The sequence below is a fragment of the Curtobacterium sp. MCBD17_021 genome (assembly GCF_003234525.1).
GTDB lineage: Bacteria > Actinomycetota > Actinomycetes > Actinomycetales > Microbacteriaceae > Curtobacterium.
In genome coordinates this window covers 97,564-110,987 of record NZ_QKTS01000002.1, presented here as the reverse complement: position 1 = coordinate 110,987, position 13,424 = coordinate 97,564, and the positions used below count along the sequence as shown (strand labels likewise).

The following is a 13,424-nucleotide window of genomic DNA, read 5'->3' as shown; positions in this document are numbered from 1 at the left end:
GTCAGGCCGCCTTCCGTGCCGCGCTCTTGCTGTAGTTCGGGTTCTCCCAGATGACCGTGCCGCCCTGACCGAGGCCGATGCACATGGTCGTGATGCCGTACTTGACGTCCGGGCGCGCGGCGAACTGTGCCGCGAGCTGCGTCATCAGGCGGACGCCGCTCGAGGCGAGGGGGTGCCCGACGGCGATGGCGCCGCCCCAGGCGTTCACGTTCGGGGAGTCCTGGGCGATGCCGTAGTTGTCGAGGAACGCGAGCACCTGCACGGCGAACGCCTCGTTGATCTCGAACAGACCGATGTCGTCGATCGACAGACCGGCCTTCCGGAGCGCCTTGTCGGTCGCGGGGATGGGGCCGACGCCCATCACCTCGGGATCCACGCCCGCGAAGGCGAAGGAGACCATGCGCATCTTCGTCGGCAGACCGTGCTGCTTCGCGCCGTCCTCGGACGCGAGCAGGCTCATCGTCGCGCCGTCGTTGAGGCCTGCGGCGTTGCCGGCGGTGACCCGTCCGTGGGGCCGGAAGGGCGTCTTCAACGCGGCCAGGGCCTCCAGGGTGGTGCCGGGGCGCGGCGGCTCGTCCTTCGTGACGATGTCCCAGCCCTGGCCGGTGTTGACCTCGACCGGGATGACGTCGGGCTGTAGCTTGCCGGCGCCCCAGGCGGCGGCGTAGCGCTGCTGGGACTGCACGGCGAAGGCGTCGGTGCGGTCCTTCGTGATCGCCGGGAAGCGGTCGTGCAGGCGCTCGGCGGTGTTGCCCATCACGAGCGCGTCCGGCGCGACCATGCGCTCCGCGACGAAGCGGGGGTTCGGGTCGGCGTTGAAGCCCATCGGGTGGCGACCCATGTGCTCGACGCCACCGGCGATGGCGACGTCGGCGGCACCGAAGGCGATCGCGCCGGCGAGGGTCGTGACGCTCGTCATCGCGCCGGCACACATCCGGTCGATGGCGTAACCGGGGACGGACTTCGGCAGGCCGGCGAGCATCCCGACGGTGCGGCCGAGGGTCAGCCCTTGGTCGCCCTGCTGCGTGGTCGCGGCGACCGCGACGTCGTCGACGGCGGCACCGTCCAGCGAGCTGTTCCGGTCGAGCAGGCCGCGCATCGCGTGCACCGCGAGGTCGTCGGCACGGGTGCGCCAGAAGACGCCCTTCTCACCGGCGCGGCCGAACGGTGTGCGGACACCGTCCACGAACACGACGTCTGATGTCTTCGGCAATGCGAGCCTCCAGATCCACAACGATCGGGTCGGGGGTCCTGTCGCCCCGACCTGGCCGGGCCTCGCCCGGCGACGGTCCGACGCTAGTACCCCCGGCTGAGCGGCGGCACGTCGGTTGGGCGGTTCCTACGAGCCGGTCGTCCCGGTGGCGGCGTCGGGCTGTCCGTCTGCGACAAGAGCGGCGTCACCCTGCTCGGCTGCGTCGAATGCTGCGCCGTCCGTGTCGTCCTCCGGCCGGGAGGCCGTGGTCGCCGTGACCGCGGCCGCCGGGTCCGCGACGGACCGGTCCGCGGCGACCTCGAACGCGTGCGCGATGACCGAGGCGGTCTCCTCGACCTGCCACGGCCGGGCGTCGTGCGATGCCAGGGTGGCGCCGACGGTCTCCGTCGCGACGGTCTTCGGCGGGTTCCAGGACACCAGGCGGAGCGTCTCCGGCGTGAGCAGGTTCTCGACGGGCAGGTCCAGTTCCGCGGCGCGGGCGGTGACGGCCGCGCGGGCGGCACGGTACCGACGGTCCGCGTCCGGGTTGCGGTCCGCCCATGCGCGCGGCGGCGGGAGGCTCGGTTCGCCGCCGCCACGCAGGCGCGGCAGGTCTTCGGTGGTCCGGCCCTCCTCGACGGCGGCCCACCAGCGGTCGAGCTCCGAGCGGCTGGCTCGACCGGTGAAGGTCTTCAGCGCGCCGAGCTCCGCGCGCGAGGTCGGAGCGGCAGCGGCGGCGGCGATGATCGCGGAGTCGGGGATGGTCCGTCCCGGCGCGATGTCGGTCTCCTGCGCGTACGCGTCACGTGCGAGCCAGAGCGACCGGGCGATCGCGAGGGCCCGGGCACCGCGGAGCGCGTTCATGCCCGACAGGCGACGCCAGGGCTCGGCGCGTGGGGGCTTCGGGGCGCGGGCGAGGACGGCGGCGAACTCCTCCTCGGCGATCCGGGTCTTGCCGGCGGCCTCCAGGACCTCGGCGAGGGAGTCACGCAGATCGGGGAGCAGTTCGACGTCGAGGGCGGCGTAGACGAGCCAGGCCTGGGGCAGCGGACGGGTCGACCAGTCCGCGGCGGAGTGCGCCTTCGCGAGCGTGATGCCGAGCAGCTGCTCGACGACCGCGCCGAGCCCCACGCGCGGGAAGCCGGCGATCCGGGCCCCGAGCTCGGTGTCGAAGATCCTCGTCGGGACCAGTCCGACCTCGCGGAGGCACGGCAGGTCCTGCGACGCGGCGTGGAAGACCCACTCCTCGTCGACGATGGCCGCCTGCAGGTCGCTGAAGTCACCGATCGCGATGGGGTCGAACAGGAACGAGCCGGAGCCGCGGCGGAACACCTGGATCAGGTAGGCCCGCTGCGAGTAGCGGTAGCCGCTGGCGCGCTCGGCGTCGACGGCGACCGGGCCGTGCCCGGCGGCGAGTCGTGCGACGGCGTCGAGGTACTCCTCGCGGTCCTCGATGACGTGGACGGCGTCGTGCGTGTCCTCGTAGGCGGGATCGGCGTCAGTCACGGGCGAGCCTCCGAGGGGCCAGGAGTGAGACACCGTCCGAGGCCGGGGGGAGTCCGGCGAGCATCGCCACGATCTCCTCCCAGGCCTGCACGTGCGGCGTCAGGTCGTCGTCGAGGGGCGTCCACGACGCCCGGAGTTCCAGTTGGGCACCGTCACCCTGCGTCGCGAGTTCGCCGTACCCGCGCGAGATGATCTTCGTCGCGGTACCCGAGGCGTTCGCGTACCGGGCGCCGTGCGCTCCGAGGGCGTCGACGAGCCAGCTCCACGTGACGTCGGCGACGAACTCGTCGACGCCGATCTCCGGTTCCAGCGGGGCCTGCGCGAAGGTGACGATGCGGTACGCACCGCCCCAGCCCTCCGGCTCGTCGGGGTCGTGCAGGGCGATGAAGCGTCCGGTGCCGAGGTCCGAGTCCGCCCCGTGCACGGCACCCGACACGTCCGCCGCGAGGGCGAGCGAGAAGGGTGCGATGCGGCTCGGCGAGGGGATCTCGGTGACAGTGGTCTCGGTGCGGGTCCTGCCACTCGACACGAACGCGCGGAGACGCGCGAACGCCTCCGGTTCGGCGTCGGGGACTCGGGATTCGGGCACGGATGCAGACTAGGCTCCGGATCGAGCACCGGTGCGGGCGGCACGCCGTCCGCCGCGCAGTCGTGCTGCCCGCAGTCGTCCTCTTCCTGGAGGCCCGCATGCCCCGCCCTTCCGCCGCCGTCCGTCCCGCACGTCGGTCGCGGCCGGGGCGGGTTGAACGCACGGCGCGCTCCGCCGGCTTCTTCGCACTCGGCGCCGGCCTCACCGCCGCCGCCTTCGGCGTCGCCGTCATCGGCGGCTCGGTGGCGGCCGTGGCCCGCGCCGTCGTCACCCCGGACCGCAAGCGCACCGAGCGGGTCCCGATCATCGCGGTCGACCTGGAGGCCCGCACCGTCACCCTGGGCCGGAGTCCCGACACCGAGCTGCAGGGCCGGTACAGCCTGTGGTTCGGCGGAGCGACCGGGCACATGCGCGTCGGCGAGGTGCTCGCCGTCACCGACACCGCCGTCACCCGTCGGATCATCGCGGTGGACGCCGGCGACCCGACCGTTGCACGGCGCGGACGATGGGGCGGCTGGTTCTACCTGACCCCGGGGGAGCTCGGCGTCCCGGTCGAGGACGTCGATGTGCAGACCCCGAACGGCCCGGCGCCCGCCTGGGTCGTCCGTGCCGAGGACCCGGGGGCGCCCTGGGCAGTCCTCGTGCACGGTCGCGGCGTCACCCGCGCCGAGACGATCCGTGCCGTCCCGGTGTTCCGCGCGGCCGGGTACTCCGTGCTGCTGGTGTCGTGGCGGAACGACGGCGTCGCGCCCCCGAGCGCCGACGGCCGCTACGGTCTCGGCTCGACCGAGTGGGAGGACGTCGACGCCGCGCTCGACTGGGTCGCGCAACAGGGCGCCACGAGCGTCGTCCTCATGGGTTGGTCGATGGGCGGCGCCGTGGTCCTGCAGACCCTGGTCCGCTCCGGGCTCGCAGGACTGGTCACCGGCGTCGTGCTGGACTCGGCGGTCGTCGACTGGAACGCCGTCCTCAAGTCGCAGAGCCGCGCGCTCCGGCTGCCCCGGCCGGTCCGCAAGGTGGCGCAGTGGGTCCTCCGCACCCCGGTCGTGCACCGGATCGCCGGGCTCGAGCGGCCGATCGACCTGCGGGAACTCGACATGGTCGCCCGGGCCGACGAACTCCACGTCCCGATCCTGCTGCTGCACAGCGACGACGACGGCTTCGTCCCCTCGTCGGCGGCACACGCCCTCGCCGCGGCACGACCGGACCTGGTGCAGCTCGAGGTCGCGCACGTCGCCCGGCACACGAAGCTCTGGAACCACGACGCGGACTGGTTCGACGCGCGGATCCTGAAGTGGCTCACCGAGGTGGTCGAGCCGCGGCCAGCGGCCGACGTGCGGTGACCAGGGTCGGACGGGAGGCGCGGGACCAGCGGTGACGCGCCTCCCGTCCGACGGGTGGTCCACCCCACCCGGGGTGGCCGCCCGCGCCCGCTTCAGCGCGCGGGGAAAAGGTCGACGGAGCGCGGGGTGGAGCGGTAGCGGAGATGCTCGAAGTCCGGGTGCCAGTCGACGAGGCCGACCACGGCGCGGACGGCGATGTCGATGAAGTACGGCGAGACGACCACGCGGCGGGGGACCGTCGTCGCCTCGATCTCGGTCGCGGGTCGGGAGCGGGACCCGTCGAAGTCCGTGACGTGCACGCCGTCGACGTCGGTGCCCCAGGTGTACGCGGGCAACAGACGGTCGGTGTCCGGGGCGACGTTGCCGACGACCTCCCACATGCCCGGCTGGAACCGTGCCGGCAGGGTGAGCCCGGCCACCACCGGCTGCGTGGCGAGCACGACGAGCGGGTCGGCGGGGCGCGGGAGGTCCTCGGGGCGCTGGAAGACCGCGACGTACACGGCATCGTGCAGCGTCGCGAGGACGTGCCCGAGCAGCACGCTGCCGCCACCGTCCGGGATGAGGAAGACGTCACCGGTCTCGGCCGTGAAGGGCTCGCGGCTGAGCGGGACCAGCTCGTCGGCGGAGGCATCGGCGCGTACGGACGCGCGGTCTGCTGCTGCTTCCGTGGCCGGCGGACGTGATGCCGTCACACCGGAGCGTCGGAGTCGTTCGACCTGTTCGTCGAGGTCACGGCCGGGTCTGCCGCGGCCGACGATCTCGATGGTGAAGACCTTCTCCGGGTCAGCCCTGGTCTCGGCCAGGAGCTGCGCGAAGAGGTGCTGATCGCTATCAGCATGGTGGAACTCGGAGCCCGATGGCTGGTGCCTCTTGCGCTTGCCGAACACGTCGTCCGTTCCCCTCGTCCGATGGCGCCCTCATCGTGGCACGGCTGGTCAGTCGGAGGTCGCTGGTGGTCCGAAGACCGCCAGGCCACCACCGGGCAGGGCGATGATCATCCGGCGCTCCGGTCCGCCGCCGTCGTACTGCCACGACTCGTACGAGTCGTCGGGCCAGGCCTCGAGGACCGTTCCGGATGCGAAGTGGAGCCGGAGGTCAGCGCCGTCGAGTGTCGCGTTCGTGACCGTGTCGTCGTGCAGGGCCAGGACGGGTGCGAGCGACGTCGGGTCCGTCGGGTCCATGATCCGGCGTTCCCCGTCCGGACCGGTGATCGCGAACTCGGCCTCGAACTGCATCGTCGTGCCGTTCGAGAAACCGATGGTGGTCTGGAAGGTGAAGCTGAGGGAGTCCACCTGCGCTGCGGTCAACTCGAGTGCGAGATCGTCGGTCACGGAGCCTCCTCCGTCGGTCGGATGGGCGGTCTGGTGATCGCCGATCGGTCGTACGCCGTGGCGGAGAGGAAGACCCGGTCAGCAGCACGGAGGAGGACGGTGACGATCTCCGACCCGGACTCGACCTGGCACACGAGGACGAGTGCGTCCCCGAGCGGCCCGAGTGGTTCGACCAGTGGCAGCAGGTTCGGTTCGTCCTGTGCGTAGCCCCTCCGGACGACGTCGGCGAAGGAGCGGGCCGGCACGTCGTAGGTGAGGACCTCGGCGTCATCGGCGATACCGGACAACACCTCGTGCACCCGGCCCGGGACGAGCGGGTCGGATTTCGGGATGCGTCGGCGCAGGACGTCGGCCGACACGACGTCCGTCATGACGGCATCCCTCCCGGCAGCGTGCGGGCGACGACCTCGCCGCCGGTCAGGACGTCGATGTCCAGGCGCGCTCGTCCTGGTTCCGACCAGTGCCACGAGGGCCGGTCGCGGTGGGACCACCCCTCCAGCAACGCACCCGATGCGAAGCGGACGGCGATGCGGGCGCCGGTGACGGTACCGCCTTCCACCACCGTCGTGTGCAGGGCAAGGAGCGGCAGGAGCGAGGGTGGGTCGCCGGGCTCCATGAAGGTGTGCGTGCCGTCCGTCTCGGTGAGCGAGAAGGCGGTCTCGAACCGGAGGGTCGCCCCGCTCGAGAAGCGGACGGTGACGGCGGTGTCGATCGTGACGGCGTCGACCGTGTCGCCAGCGAGGTGCAACTGGATGGGAACCGACGTGGTGTTCGTCACGGTGTCCTCTCGCCGTCGCCGGCGTCTCGCTCTGCGGGGAAGACGAGCTGATCGAGACGCGGCAGTTCGGTCGGCATCGCGTCGGTGCACCACGGGATCTCGACCATCTGCATCCTGCCGTCGTGCACCCAGATGAGCAACTCGCCCCCGGCTGCCTCGGCGTCGGTCTGGTACCTGGCGGCTTGCGGCAGTGGTCCGTCGGGGAGGTCGACGCGGGGCGCGTCGTCGCGTTCGAGCGCGAGCGACCACGCGCGCGGCCCGGACGGCGTGACGCCGACCACTGCGTCGAGCTGAGTGAGGAGCGCCGACGCCTCGTCGATCCGAGGGTTCTGGAGGCACGCGCGGACGAGCGCGCGGATCTGCTGACCGTCCCGTGCCTCCTGTGCGCGGCGCTGCTCGTCCGCGATCTCCTCGTCGCGGCTCCCGATGCCGGACGCGGGAACGCCGGGTCCGAGGAACAGGTCGAACTCCCAGGAGGTCTCGATCACCGAACGATCCAGGGTGACGGTGACCGTCGTGCTGTCGAAGAAGTCGATGCGGACCATGGCCTGCGACGCATCATCGGCGGTGCTGTCGATCGGAGAGCCGAAGAACTCGCCATCGATCATCTGGTGGTTGTACCGGACGAAGCGCCGCATGTCGTCGTCGGTGATCCACAGTCCGGCGCCGCTGCTGCCGCGAACCTTCTGCTCCCACTCGAGGACGTTGATGTCCGAGTCCGGCAGCACCACCATGTTTCGGTCGGTGACGAGCCAGCGCAGCGGAGGGATGGTCATCCCGTTGACGATGTTGCGGAACGTCAGAACGCCCATCGGTTGCGAGCCGATCAGACAGTGGTAGGTGACGAATTCCGGCTCCGACCGCCGGGTGGCCGGGCGGCCTGATCTCCTGCGGAACGACATGATCTTCACTCACTCACTCACTCACTCACTCACTCACTCACTCACTCACTCACTCACTCGCACGCACGGATCGCTCCTTACTGCCTCGTAGAGCGGTTCGCGAGTCTGCGGGAGCTTGCCAGACAACTCGATCACTTCGTCGAGGAGCGCGGGCGAGCGTTCATCTCGTGGGCGTGCGCGTCGGCCTCGGTCTTGTAGATCTCGCCCCATGCGATGCTCGGAGGCATGGCATGGCATGGCATGGCATGGCATGGCATGGACAGGCAGATCGACGTCAGGGAGACAAATCTGCACGAAGTGCGGGAAGGCGGGGAAGGTCCAGGGGTCTTCGTCTTCGAAGCGACTCCAGAGCAACAGCTCTCCGATGCCGAGTGGGTGGCCGAGTTCCTGTCCGTTCAGCGGCGGATCGCAGCTGACCATCAGTGCATGGTGACCGTTCGGGAGCTCGATCGGTCGTTCCACTTCGCACCGGAAGACAGACGAGAACCACTTGCTGTCCATGGACGAGAGAAAGAAGACTTCTTGCATGTCAGAACTCCGGGTTGATGCCGCTGACGCGATCGAGCTGGATCGCGCCCTTCTTGATGCCGTTCAGATGATGTACTCGTCAAGTCCGCCTCGGTTGCCGTCCAGGGAAAGCGCTGCCCTCGTCTCACCACCGCGCTGGGGTGTTCTCGATCCAGTCGAAGACGACCACGGGCCTTCCTTCAGGCATCGTGTGGTCGGCGGGACATGGCCGTCGCCGGTGTTCCTTCCCCGAAGGTCGAAGTAAAACGGTCTTGCACTCCGACTCGATCCAGGTCGAGGATCACCGTCCACCATGCTCCGTCCACCACATCGATGACGATGACGGCCTTGTCGAGCTGACCCACATCTGCTTCCTCGAAGCCGATGAACTCGCCCTGGATGAACTGCACAGTGGCTGCGACGAGACGAGTGAACGTGGCGTGGTCGAGCACCGGGTTCGGAAGACCCGGCGTGCCGGACACTTGTTCGAGTTCACGAATCCCCGATCCGAAACCAGGGGAGACGTTGACGAAGATGTCCTCTGCTGTCCAGTGAAGCTCGGGCAGGTACAGAGACTCCAGAATGTCGTCGAGTTCGACATCCACGTCTTCATTTTGGATCAAGTCAAGAGTGAAAAGGCGCAGCATCCGGTACCTTGCGGCTAGAAAAGTGGAGGCGCAATCCTGCTCCGTTTTCGTGATCCGACCGTTTCATCAGGCTCCCACAGATGGTAATGAGGGTTTGGATGGAGTTTCGGTCGATTGTGATCAGTGAAGTCGATGTCCCGAACCATATTTCCGTCACCGTCCCACTCGCGGGCCTGGGGATACTCCGTCCCCGTGCTGCTCACCTGCCATCCAAGTTCGGCGTGTGGATACTCTGATTCAGAAATCCGCACGCCTTCCAGCGAACTGTCCAGGATCAGTCGGCTCACGCCGTCCGAGATCGACTCATTGCCGAGCAAGGTTCTCAGCAGGCATCAGTTCAAGACCCCGGTGTCCAGGAGGGGCGGCGACCACAGACGTGAGTCAACGCAGCAGCAGATTCCCTGCCTTCGCGGCCCCGCTGATCGCGGCGAATTTGAACGGAACCCTCGATCAGGTGCTCGGCCCTTCGGGTGGCACATCGCCGCGGAGGAGAACAGAGCCATGCGTCTCGAAATGTTCGGGAAGCTCAGCCAGTTCCTCTGGCCACGCTTGCAAGAGACGTTTGATGTCCTCGACGATCCACATGGGAACAGTGAGGTTGCGCTCCGCGATGATCCCTGCTGCGATGCTCAGACCGAGAGGGGCTTCGTCGCATTCAACGAGATCGCGCGCATCTTCCAGCGCTTGATTTCCGAGCCGATCCTCGAGCTCGCTAATCATGCGGAGTGCCTGATCTCGGTAATTGCCAAGGTCGTTCATCGTGAGTTTTTCGATGTGTTGGTAGGGAATCCGGCGTTGTCGGCGACGACGAGCACGGCGTCCTCACGGCGGAGCCAGAGGTCCTCGCCGACCCCGCGTCCCCAGCCGTCGCCGTCCCGGGGGAAGTCGACCTGGCGTCCGTCCTCGAGGATCGACGCGACCTCGTCGCCGAGCTCCAACCGGACGTCGAGCACCGACGACCAGCCGATGCCGAACCACCCGACCCGGGTGTCGAGCGAGTTGTACATCCGCGAGAAGTGCAGCGCTGCCGCGAGTGGCGTCGATGCCGGCCGCGGCCAGGGCCGCGGAGATCGAGGCGTCCGACAGTGTGGCGGGTCCGGTGCCACCGCCTGCGGCCTCGAACTGCGCCGCGACGGTCCCTGCCCAGGCCGCGTCCTGACCGTTCGCGGTCAGCCAGTCGTTCACGGCGGTCACGAGCGACTGCGCGTTGAGTGTGCCCCAGCACGGGTTGCAGCCGGACTCGTAGTCGGTCAGGGCGTTGCGGAAGGTCGAGACCGCACCAGCGAGTGACTCGTCGCACGACCGGACACCGGACTGGAACGACCGGAGGTCGGCGGGCACCGCCGACGACGTGCCGCCGCCTCCGCCGCCCCCACCGGCCGGGATGATCCGGCCGCTCACGGTCACGGCGTCGGCCTGGCGGTGCGGCTCGGGCTCCGGCTCCGGTGGCTTCGGGTCGTCGTCGGCGCCGAACCAGGTGCCGACCTCGTGGGTCGCGGCGACGAAGAGGTTGTCCTCGCGCTCCTTCTTGCGCGCCGCCCATGCCTTCGCCTTCGCCCGCCGGTCGTCCTCCTGCTTCGCGGCCTCACGCAGCTGCTCGACGAAGCCGGACAGGCTCTGCAGGGCGTCGACGAGCTCGGACGCGCTGCGTGACGCGATGTCGGCGTTGTCCGCGAAGACCTGGGAGAAGTACCCCCGGAACTCCCGGCTCGCCGTTGTGACGTACGACGCCCGCGTCCCCATCTGTCCGCTGATCGCGCTCGCGAGCCCCGTCGCGGCGGACTTCAGCCCGTCGGCGTCTCCGTACGAGTACCCCGTCGGGTCGTTGCCGTGGATCTTCCCCACGTCGTCCCGTTCCCCTCGTCGGTTGACAGGCCCATCCTGCCACGCGGACCGGTCGTTCCGCCGGTACGTCCTGCGGGCGGATGGCGGGGAACCATGGACGGGAGGCGCGGCACCAGCTGGCACCGCGCCTCCCGTCTTCCAGAAGCCGCTAGGCGACCGCCGCCCGCACCTGCCGCTGCACCCGGCCGAGCATGCCGACCATGCCGCGGATGCGCAGCGGACTGACCGCCTCGTTCAGCCCGAGCGTGAGCGGGTAGTCCGCCGGCACGGCGAGTACCTGCTCGACCGTCAGGCCGGAGAGCCCCTGCGCCAGGATCGACGCGAAGCCGCGCGTGGTCGGTGCTTCGCGCGGCGCCGTGGCGTGCATGCGGACGACGTCCGAAGCATCGCCGTCCTGGGCGACCGTGACCGCGATGAAGACCGGCGACTGGCACTCCTCGACACGTTCGAGTTCGTCTTCGTGGCCCTGCAGGCGGGGCGGGAGTGCCGGCAGCTCGTCGGAGAACTCGAGCAGGAGCTGCAGGCGGTCGGACTGCGTGAGCGCGAGGAACTCGTCGCGGATCTCGGCGAGGGGCTGGGGGAGTGCTGCGTCGGTCATCGAGCAGGCAGCGTACCGGGCTCGGAGCCGACCACGATCGGGACGCGGACGGCGCTGCCCCACTCGGTCCACGAGCCGTCGTAGTTCTTCACGTCCTCGACGCCGAGCAGGTGCTGCAGGACGAACCACGTGTGGCTCGACCGCTCGCCGATGCGGCAGTACGCGATGACCTCGTCCGCGTCGCCGATGCCGGCGCCCTCGCGGTACACGGCGTCGAGCTCCTCGCGCGGCTTGAACGTGCCGTCGGCCGCGGCTGCGGACTTCCAGGGGATGTTCACGGCGGTCGGGATGTGGCCGGCGCGCAGCGCACCCTCCTCGGGGTAGTCGGGTGCGGTCGTGCGGTCGCCGGAGTACTCGGGGGCGCTCCGCACGTCGACGAGCGGCTTGCCCAGGTGCGCGAGGACGTCCTCCTTGAACGCGCGGACGCTGGTGTCGTCGCGCTCGACCACGGGGTACTCCACCGCGTTGACCGACGTCCGGTCGGTGGTCATCGCCCGGCCCTCGGCGATCCACTTCACCCGGCCGCCGTCGAGTAGGCGTACGTCCTCGTGCCCGAAGAGCGTGAACACCCAGAGGGCGTACGCGGCCCACCAGTTGTCCTTGTCGCCGTGGATGACGACGGTGGTGTCGCGGCCGATGCCCTTGCCGCCGACGAGTCGGGCGAAGGCCTCGCCGTCGATGTAGTCGCGCTGCACCGGGTCGTTGAGGTCGGTGTGCCAGTCGATCTTCACCGAGCCCGGGATGTGGCCGGTCTCGTAGAGCAGGACGTCCTCGTCGGACTCGACCACGACCAGCTCCGGCGACCCCACGCCGGCGTCGAGTTGCTCCTGCAGCCACTCGGTGGACACCAGGCGTTCGGGGTGCGCGTAGGAGCGGAACTTCTCGGACGGGTCGACCGGTGCGGTCATCGGGGGTACCTCCTGGGGATCGATGGCGCGCGGACTAGGATCGGTCCCTGCGCGTCACCGCCAACGGTACGCGGAAGCTCCGTGTCGCAGCCGTGACGTGACACCAGACGACAGGCCACCGGAAGGTCCCGCACCGTGCCAGAACCGCGCCCCGCGCCGGAACACCTCGTCGACCGCGACCCGCAGGTCACCCCGCAGCAGATGGCCGCCGCACTCGTGCCGCCGCCGCAGTTCGCCCAGGCGTCGTTCGCCTCGTACCGGCCCGACCCCGAGTACGCCTCGCAGGCCGAGGTGCGGGACGCGGTCGAGACCTTCGTCACCACGGTCCCCGAACCGGCCAAGCGGGGGCTGTTCGGCCGGAAGCGCAAGGAGCCCGAAGTGCCCGCCAAGTCCGGCGTGTACCTGGACGGCGGGTTCGGCGTCGGCAAGACCCACCTGCTCGCCGCGGCCTACCACGCGGCCACCGGGCGGAAGACCTTCGGCACGTTCATCGAGTACACCGCGCTGGTCGGGGCGCTCGGCTTCCAGGGCACGGTCGACCTGCTCCGCGGGACCGCGCTCGTCTGCATCGACGAGTTCGAGCTCGACGACCCGGGCGACACGATGGTGATGACCCGGCTCATCAAGGAACTCACCGAGACCGGCACCCGCTTCGCAGCGACGTCGAACACCCCGCCCGGGGCGCTCGGCGAGGGGCGGTTCGCCGCGCAGGACTTCCTCCGCGAGATCCAGGCGATGTCGGACCGGTTCGACACGATGCGCATCGACGGCCTCGACTTCCGTCGCCGCGCGGTCGATGAGTCCGCTTCGGTGGTCGATGACGTCCCTGCCGCACTGGCCGCCGTCTCCCGGCCGGGAGGCCCGGCCCGCGTCACGCAGGACGACTTCCGGTCCGTCGTCGCCCACCTGGCGTCGGTGCACCCGTCGAAGTACGTCGCGCTCGTGGACGGTATCGATGCCGTCGGGCTCACCGACGTGCAGGCGTTCACCGACCAGACCGACGCGCTCCGCTGGGTGGCGCTCGTCGACCGGCTCTACGACGCGCAGGTCCGGATCGTCGCATCAGGCATCCCGCTCGACACCGTGTACCCCGACGTGATGCTCGAGGGCGGGTACCGCAAGAAGTACCTGCGTGCCGCCAGCCGCGTCGTCGCGCTGACGCGCGCGGAGGAAGTGCCCCGGGCCTCCTGAGCGTCCCCGCACCCGCACTGCCGGGCGCTGCACGGGGTCGCGAAACACAGCGTTCACAGAAGGCGCTGTGACGTTACCTCCGCGAAA

The 13,424-nt window shown here is 69.9% G+C and carries 16 protein-coding genes; 3 read left to right on the top strand and 13 right to left on the bottom strand.

Annotated features, from left to right (window positions below; genetic code table 11):
• Position 1 precedes the first annotated feature (1 nt).
• The 3 genes from DEI83_RS02445 to DEI83_RS02435 form a co-directional block, all read right to left on the bottom strand.
• The gene (locus DEI83_RS02445) at positions 2 to 1,213 is read right to left on the bottom strand and encodes a thiolase family protein (protein WP_111080219.1); all 1,212 of its coding nucleotides are present in this window, start codon (positions 1,211 to 1,213) and stop codon (positions 2 to 4) included.
• A gap of 126 nt (positions 1,214 to 1,339) precedes the next feature.
• Entirely contained in the window at positions 1,340 to 2,698 is a 1,359-nt protein-coding gene (locus DEI83_RS02440) for an HRDC domain-containing protein (RefSeq protein ID WP_111080218.1), read from the bottom strand.
• Complete coding sequence (locus tag DEI83_RS02435) at positions 2,691 to 3,287, bottom strand: DUF3000 domain-containing protein (protein WP_111080217.1); 597 nt, start codon at positions 3,285 to 3,287, stop codon at positions 2,691 to 2,693. Before DEI83_RS02435 ends, DEI83_RS02440 begins: the two co-directional genes overlap by 8 nt.
• A 98-nt stretch (positions 3,288 to 3,385) precedes the next feature.
• Between DEI83_RS02435 and DEI83_RS02430 the strand changes: the two genes are divergently transcribed.
• Positions 3,386 to 4,630 (top strand): S9 family peptidase, encoded by a 1,245-nt coding sequence (locus DEI83_RS02430; RefSeq protein WP_181431040.1) that lies wholly within the window; start codon positions 3,386 to 3,388, stop codon positions 4,628 to 4,630.
• 92 nt (positions 4,631 to 4,722) lie between these two features.
• Here DEI83_RS02430 and DEI83_RS02425 read toward each other — a convergent pair whose 3' ends face one another.
• From DEI83_RS02425 to DEI83_RS02405, 5 genes are read right to left on the bottom strand one after another with little or no spacing between them, the layout of a single operon-like run.
• A complete protein-coding gene (locus DEI83_RS02425; RefSeq protein ID WP_111080215.1) occupies positions 4,723 to 5,517 on the bottom strand; it encodes a hypothetical protein in 795 nt (264 codons plus the stop codon).
• A 48-nt stretch (positions 5,518 to 5,565) separates the two neighbouring features.
• Positions 5,566 to 5,961 (bottom strand): DUF6188 family protein, encoded by a 396-nt coding sequence (locus DEI83_RS02420; protein WP_111080214.1) that lies wholly within the window; start codon positions 5,959 to 5,961, stop codon positions 5,566 to 5,568.
• Positions 5,958 to 6,332 carry a hypothetical protein gene (locus DEI83_RS02415; protein ID WP_111080213.1) on the bottom strand — a complete coding sequence of 125 codons (375 nt, stop codon included), beginning with the start codon at positions 6,330 to 6,332 and terminating at the stop codon, positions 5,958 to 5,960. Before DEI83_RS02415 ends, DEI83_RS02420 begins: the two co-directional genes overlap by 4 nt.
• Positions 6,329 to 6,739 carry a DUF6188 family protein gene (locus tag DEI83_RS02410; protein WP_111080212.1) on the bottom strand — a complete coding sequence of 137 codons (411 nt, stop codon included), beginning with the start codon at positions 6,737 to 6,739 and terminating at the stop codon, positions 6,329 to 6,331. Before DEI83_RS02410 ends, DEI83_RS02415 begins: the two co-directional genes overlap by 4 nt.
• Positions 6,736 to 7,515: a hypothetical protein gene (locus DEI83_RS02405; RefSeq protein ID WP_146243217.1), complete on the bottom strand. Its 780-nt coding sequence runs from the start codon at positions 7,513 to 7,515 to the stop codon at positions 6,736 to 6,738. The genes DEI83_RS02410 and DEI83_RS02405 overlap by 4 nt, the downstream gene beginning before the upstream one ends.
• Positions 7,516 to 7,866: 351 nt before the next feature.
• Between DEI83_RS02405 and DEI83_RS15680 the strand changes: the two genes are divergently transcribed.
• Positions 7,867 to 8,187, top strand: a complete 321-nt coding sequence (locus DEI83_RS15680) for a hypothetical protein (RefSeq protein ID WP_146243216.1) — start codon at positions 7,867 to 7,869, stop codon at positions 8,185 to 8,187.
• A 161-nt stretch (positions 8,188 to 8,348) separates the two neighbouring features.
• Here DEI83_RS15680 and DEI83_RS02400 read toward each other — a convergent pair whose 3' ends face one another.
• From DEI83_RS02400 to DEI83_RS02380, 5 genes are all read right to left on the bottom strand, one after another.
• The gene (locus tag DEI83_RS02400; RefSeq protein ID WP_146243215.1) at positions 8,349 to 8,753 is read right to left on the bottom strand and encodes a hypothetical protein; all 405 of its coding nucleotides are present in this window, start codon (positions 8,751 to 8,753) and stop codon (positions 8,349 to 8,351) included.
• Positions 8,754 to 9,245: 492 nt separating this feature from the next.
• A complete protein-coding gene (locus DEI83_RS02395) occupies positions 9,246 to 9,515 on the bottom strand; it encodes a hypothetical protein (protein ID WP_111080209.1) in 270 nt (89 codons plus the stop codon).
• Positions 9,516 to 9,550: 35 nt separating this feature from the next.
• Positions 9,551 to 9,802, bottom strand: a complete 252-nt coding sequence (locus DEI83_RS16390; protein ID WP_220036747.1) for a DUF6531 domain-containing protein — start codon at positions 9,800 to 9,802, stop codon at positions 9,551 to 9,553.
• A 986-nt stretch (positions 9,803 to 10,788) separates the two neighbouring features.
• On the bottom strand, positions 10,789 to 11,238 hold the full coding sequence (locus DEI83_RS02385) for a SufE family protein (protein ID WP_111080207.1): 450 nt from the start codon (positions 11,236 to 11,238) through the stop codon (positions 10,789 to 10,791).
• A complete protein-coding gene (locus DEI83_RS02380; protein WP_111080206.1) occupies positions 11,235 to 12,146 on the bottom strand; it encodes a sulfurtransferase in 912 nt (303 codons plus the stop codon). The genes DEI83_RS02385 and DEI83_RS02380 overlap by 4 nt, the downstream gene beginning before the upstream one ends.
• A 135-nt stretch (positions 12,147 to 12,281) precedes the next feature.
• Between DEI83_RS02380 and zapE the strand changes: the two genes are divergently transcribed.
• Complete coding sequence (gene zapE, locus DEI83_RS02375) at positions 12,282 to 13,337, top strand: cell division protein ZapE (protein ID WP_258371019.1); 1,056 nt, start codon at positions 12,282 to 12,284, stop codon at positions 13,335 to 13,337.
• Positions 13,338 to 13,424: the final 87 nt, after the last annotated feature.

What these genes read in the sequence shown, in the direction of transcription:
- DEI83_RS15680 (WP_146243216.1), top strand. Translation starts at nt 7,867, where the DNA reads ATGGCATGGCATGGCATGGCATGGCATGGCATGGACAGGCAGATCGAC.
- DEI83_RS02415 (WP_111080213.1), bottom strand. Translation starts at nt 6,332, where the DNA reads ATGACGGACGTCGTGTCGGCCGACGTCCTGCGCCGACGCATCCCGAAA.
- DEI83_RS02395 (WP_111080209.1), bottom strand. Translation starts at nt 9,515, where the DNA reads ATGATTAGCGAGCTCGAGGATCGGCTCGGAAATCAAGCGCTGGAAGAT.
- DEI83_RS02385 (WP_111080207.1), bottom strand. Translation starts at nt 11,238, where the DNA reads ATGACCGACGCAGCACTCCCCCAGCCCCTCGCCGAGATCCGCGACGAG.
- DEI83_RS02380 (WP_111080206.1), bottom strand. Translation starts at nt 12,146, where the DNA reads ATGACCGCACCGGTCGACCCGTCCGAGAAGTTCCGCTCCTACGCGCAC.
- DEI83_RS02430 (WP_181431040.1), top strand. Translation starts at nt 3,386, where the DNA reads ATGCCCCGCCCTTCCGCCGCCGTCCGTCCCGCACGTCGGTCGCGGCCG.
- DEI83_RS16390 (WP_220036747.1), bottom strand. Translation starts at nt 9,802, where the DNA reads ATGTACAACTCGCTCGACACCCGGGTCGGGTGGTTCGGCATCGGCTGG.
- DEI83_RS02405 (WP_146243217.1), bottom strand. Translation starts at nt 7,515, where the DNA reads ATGACCATCCCTCCGCTGCGCTGGCTCGTCACCGACCGAAACATGGTG.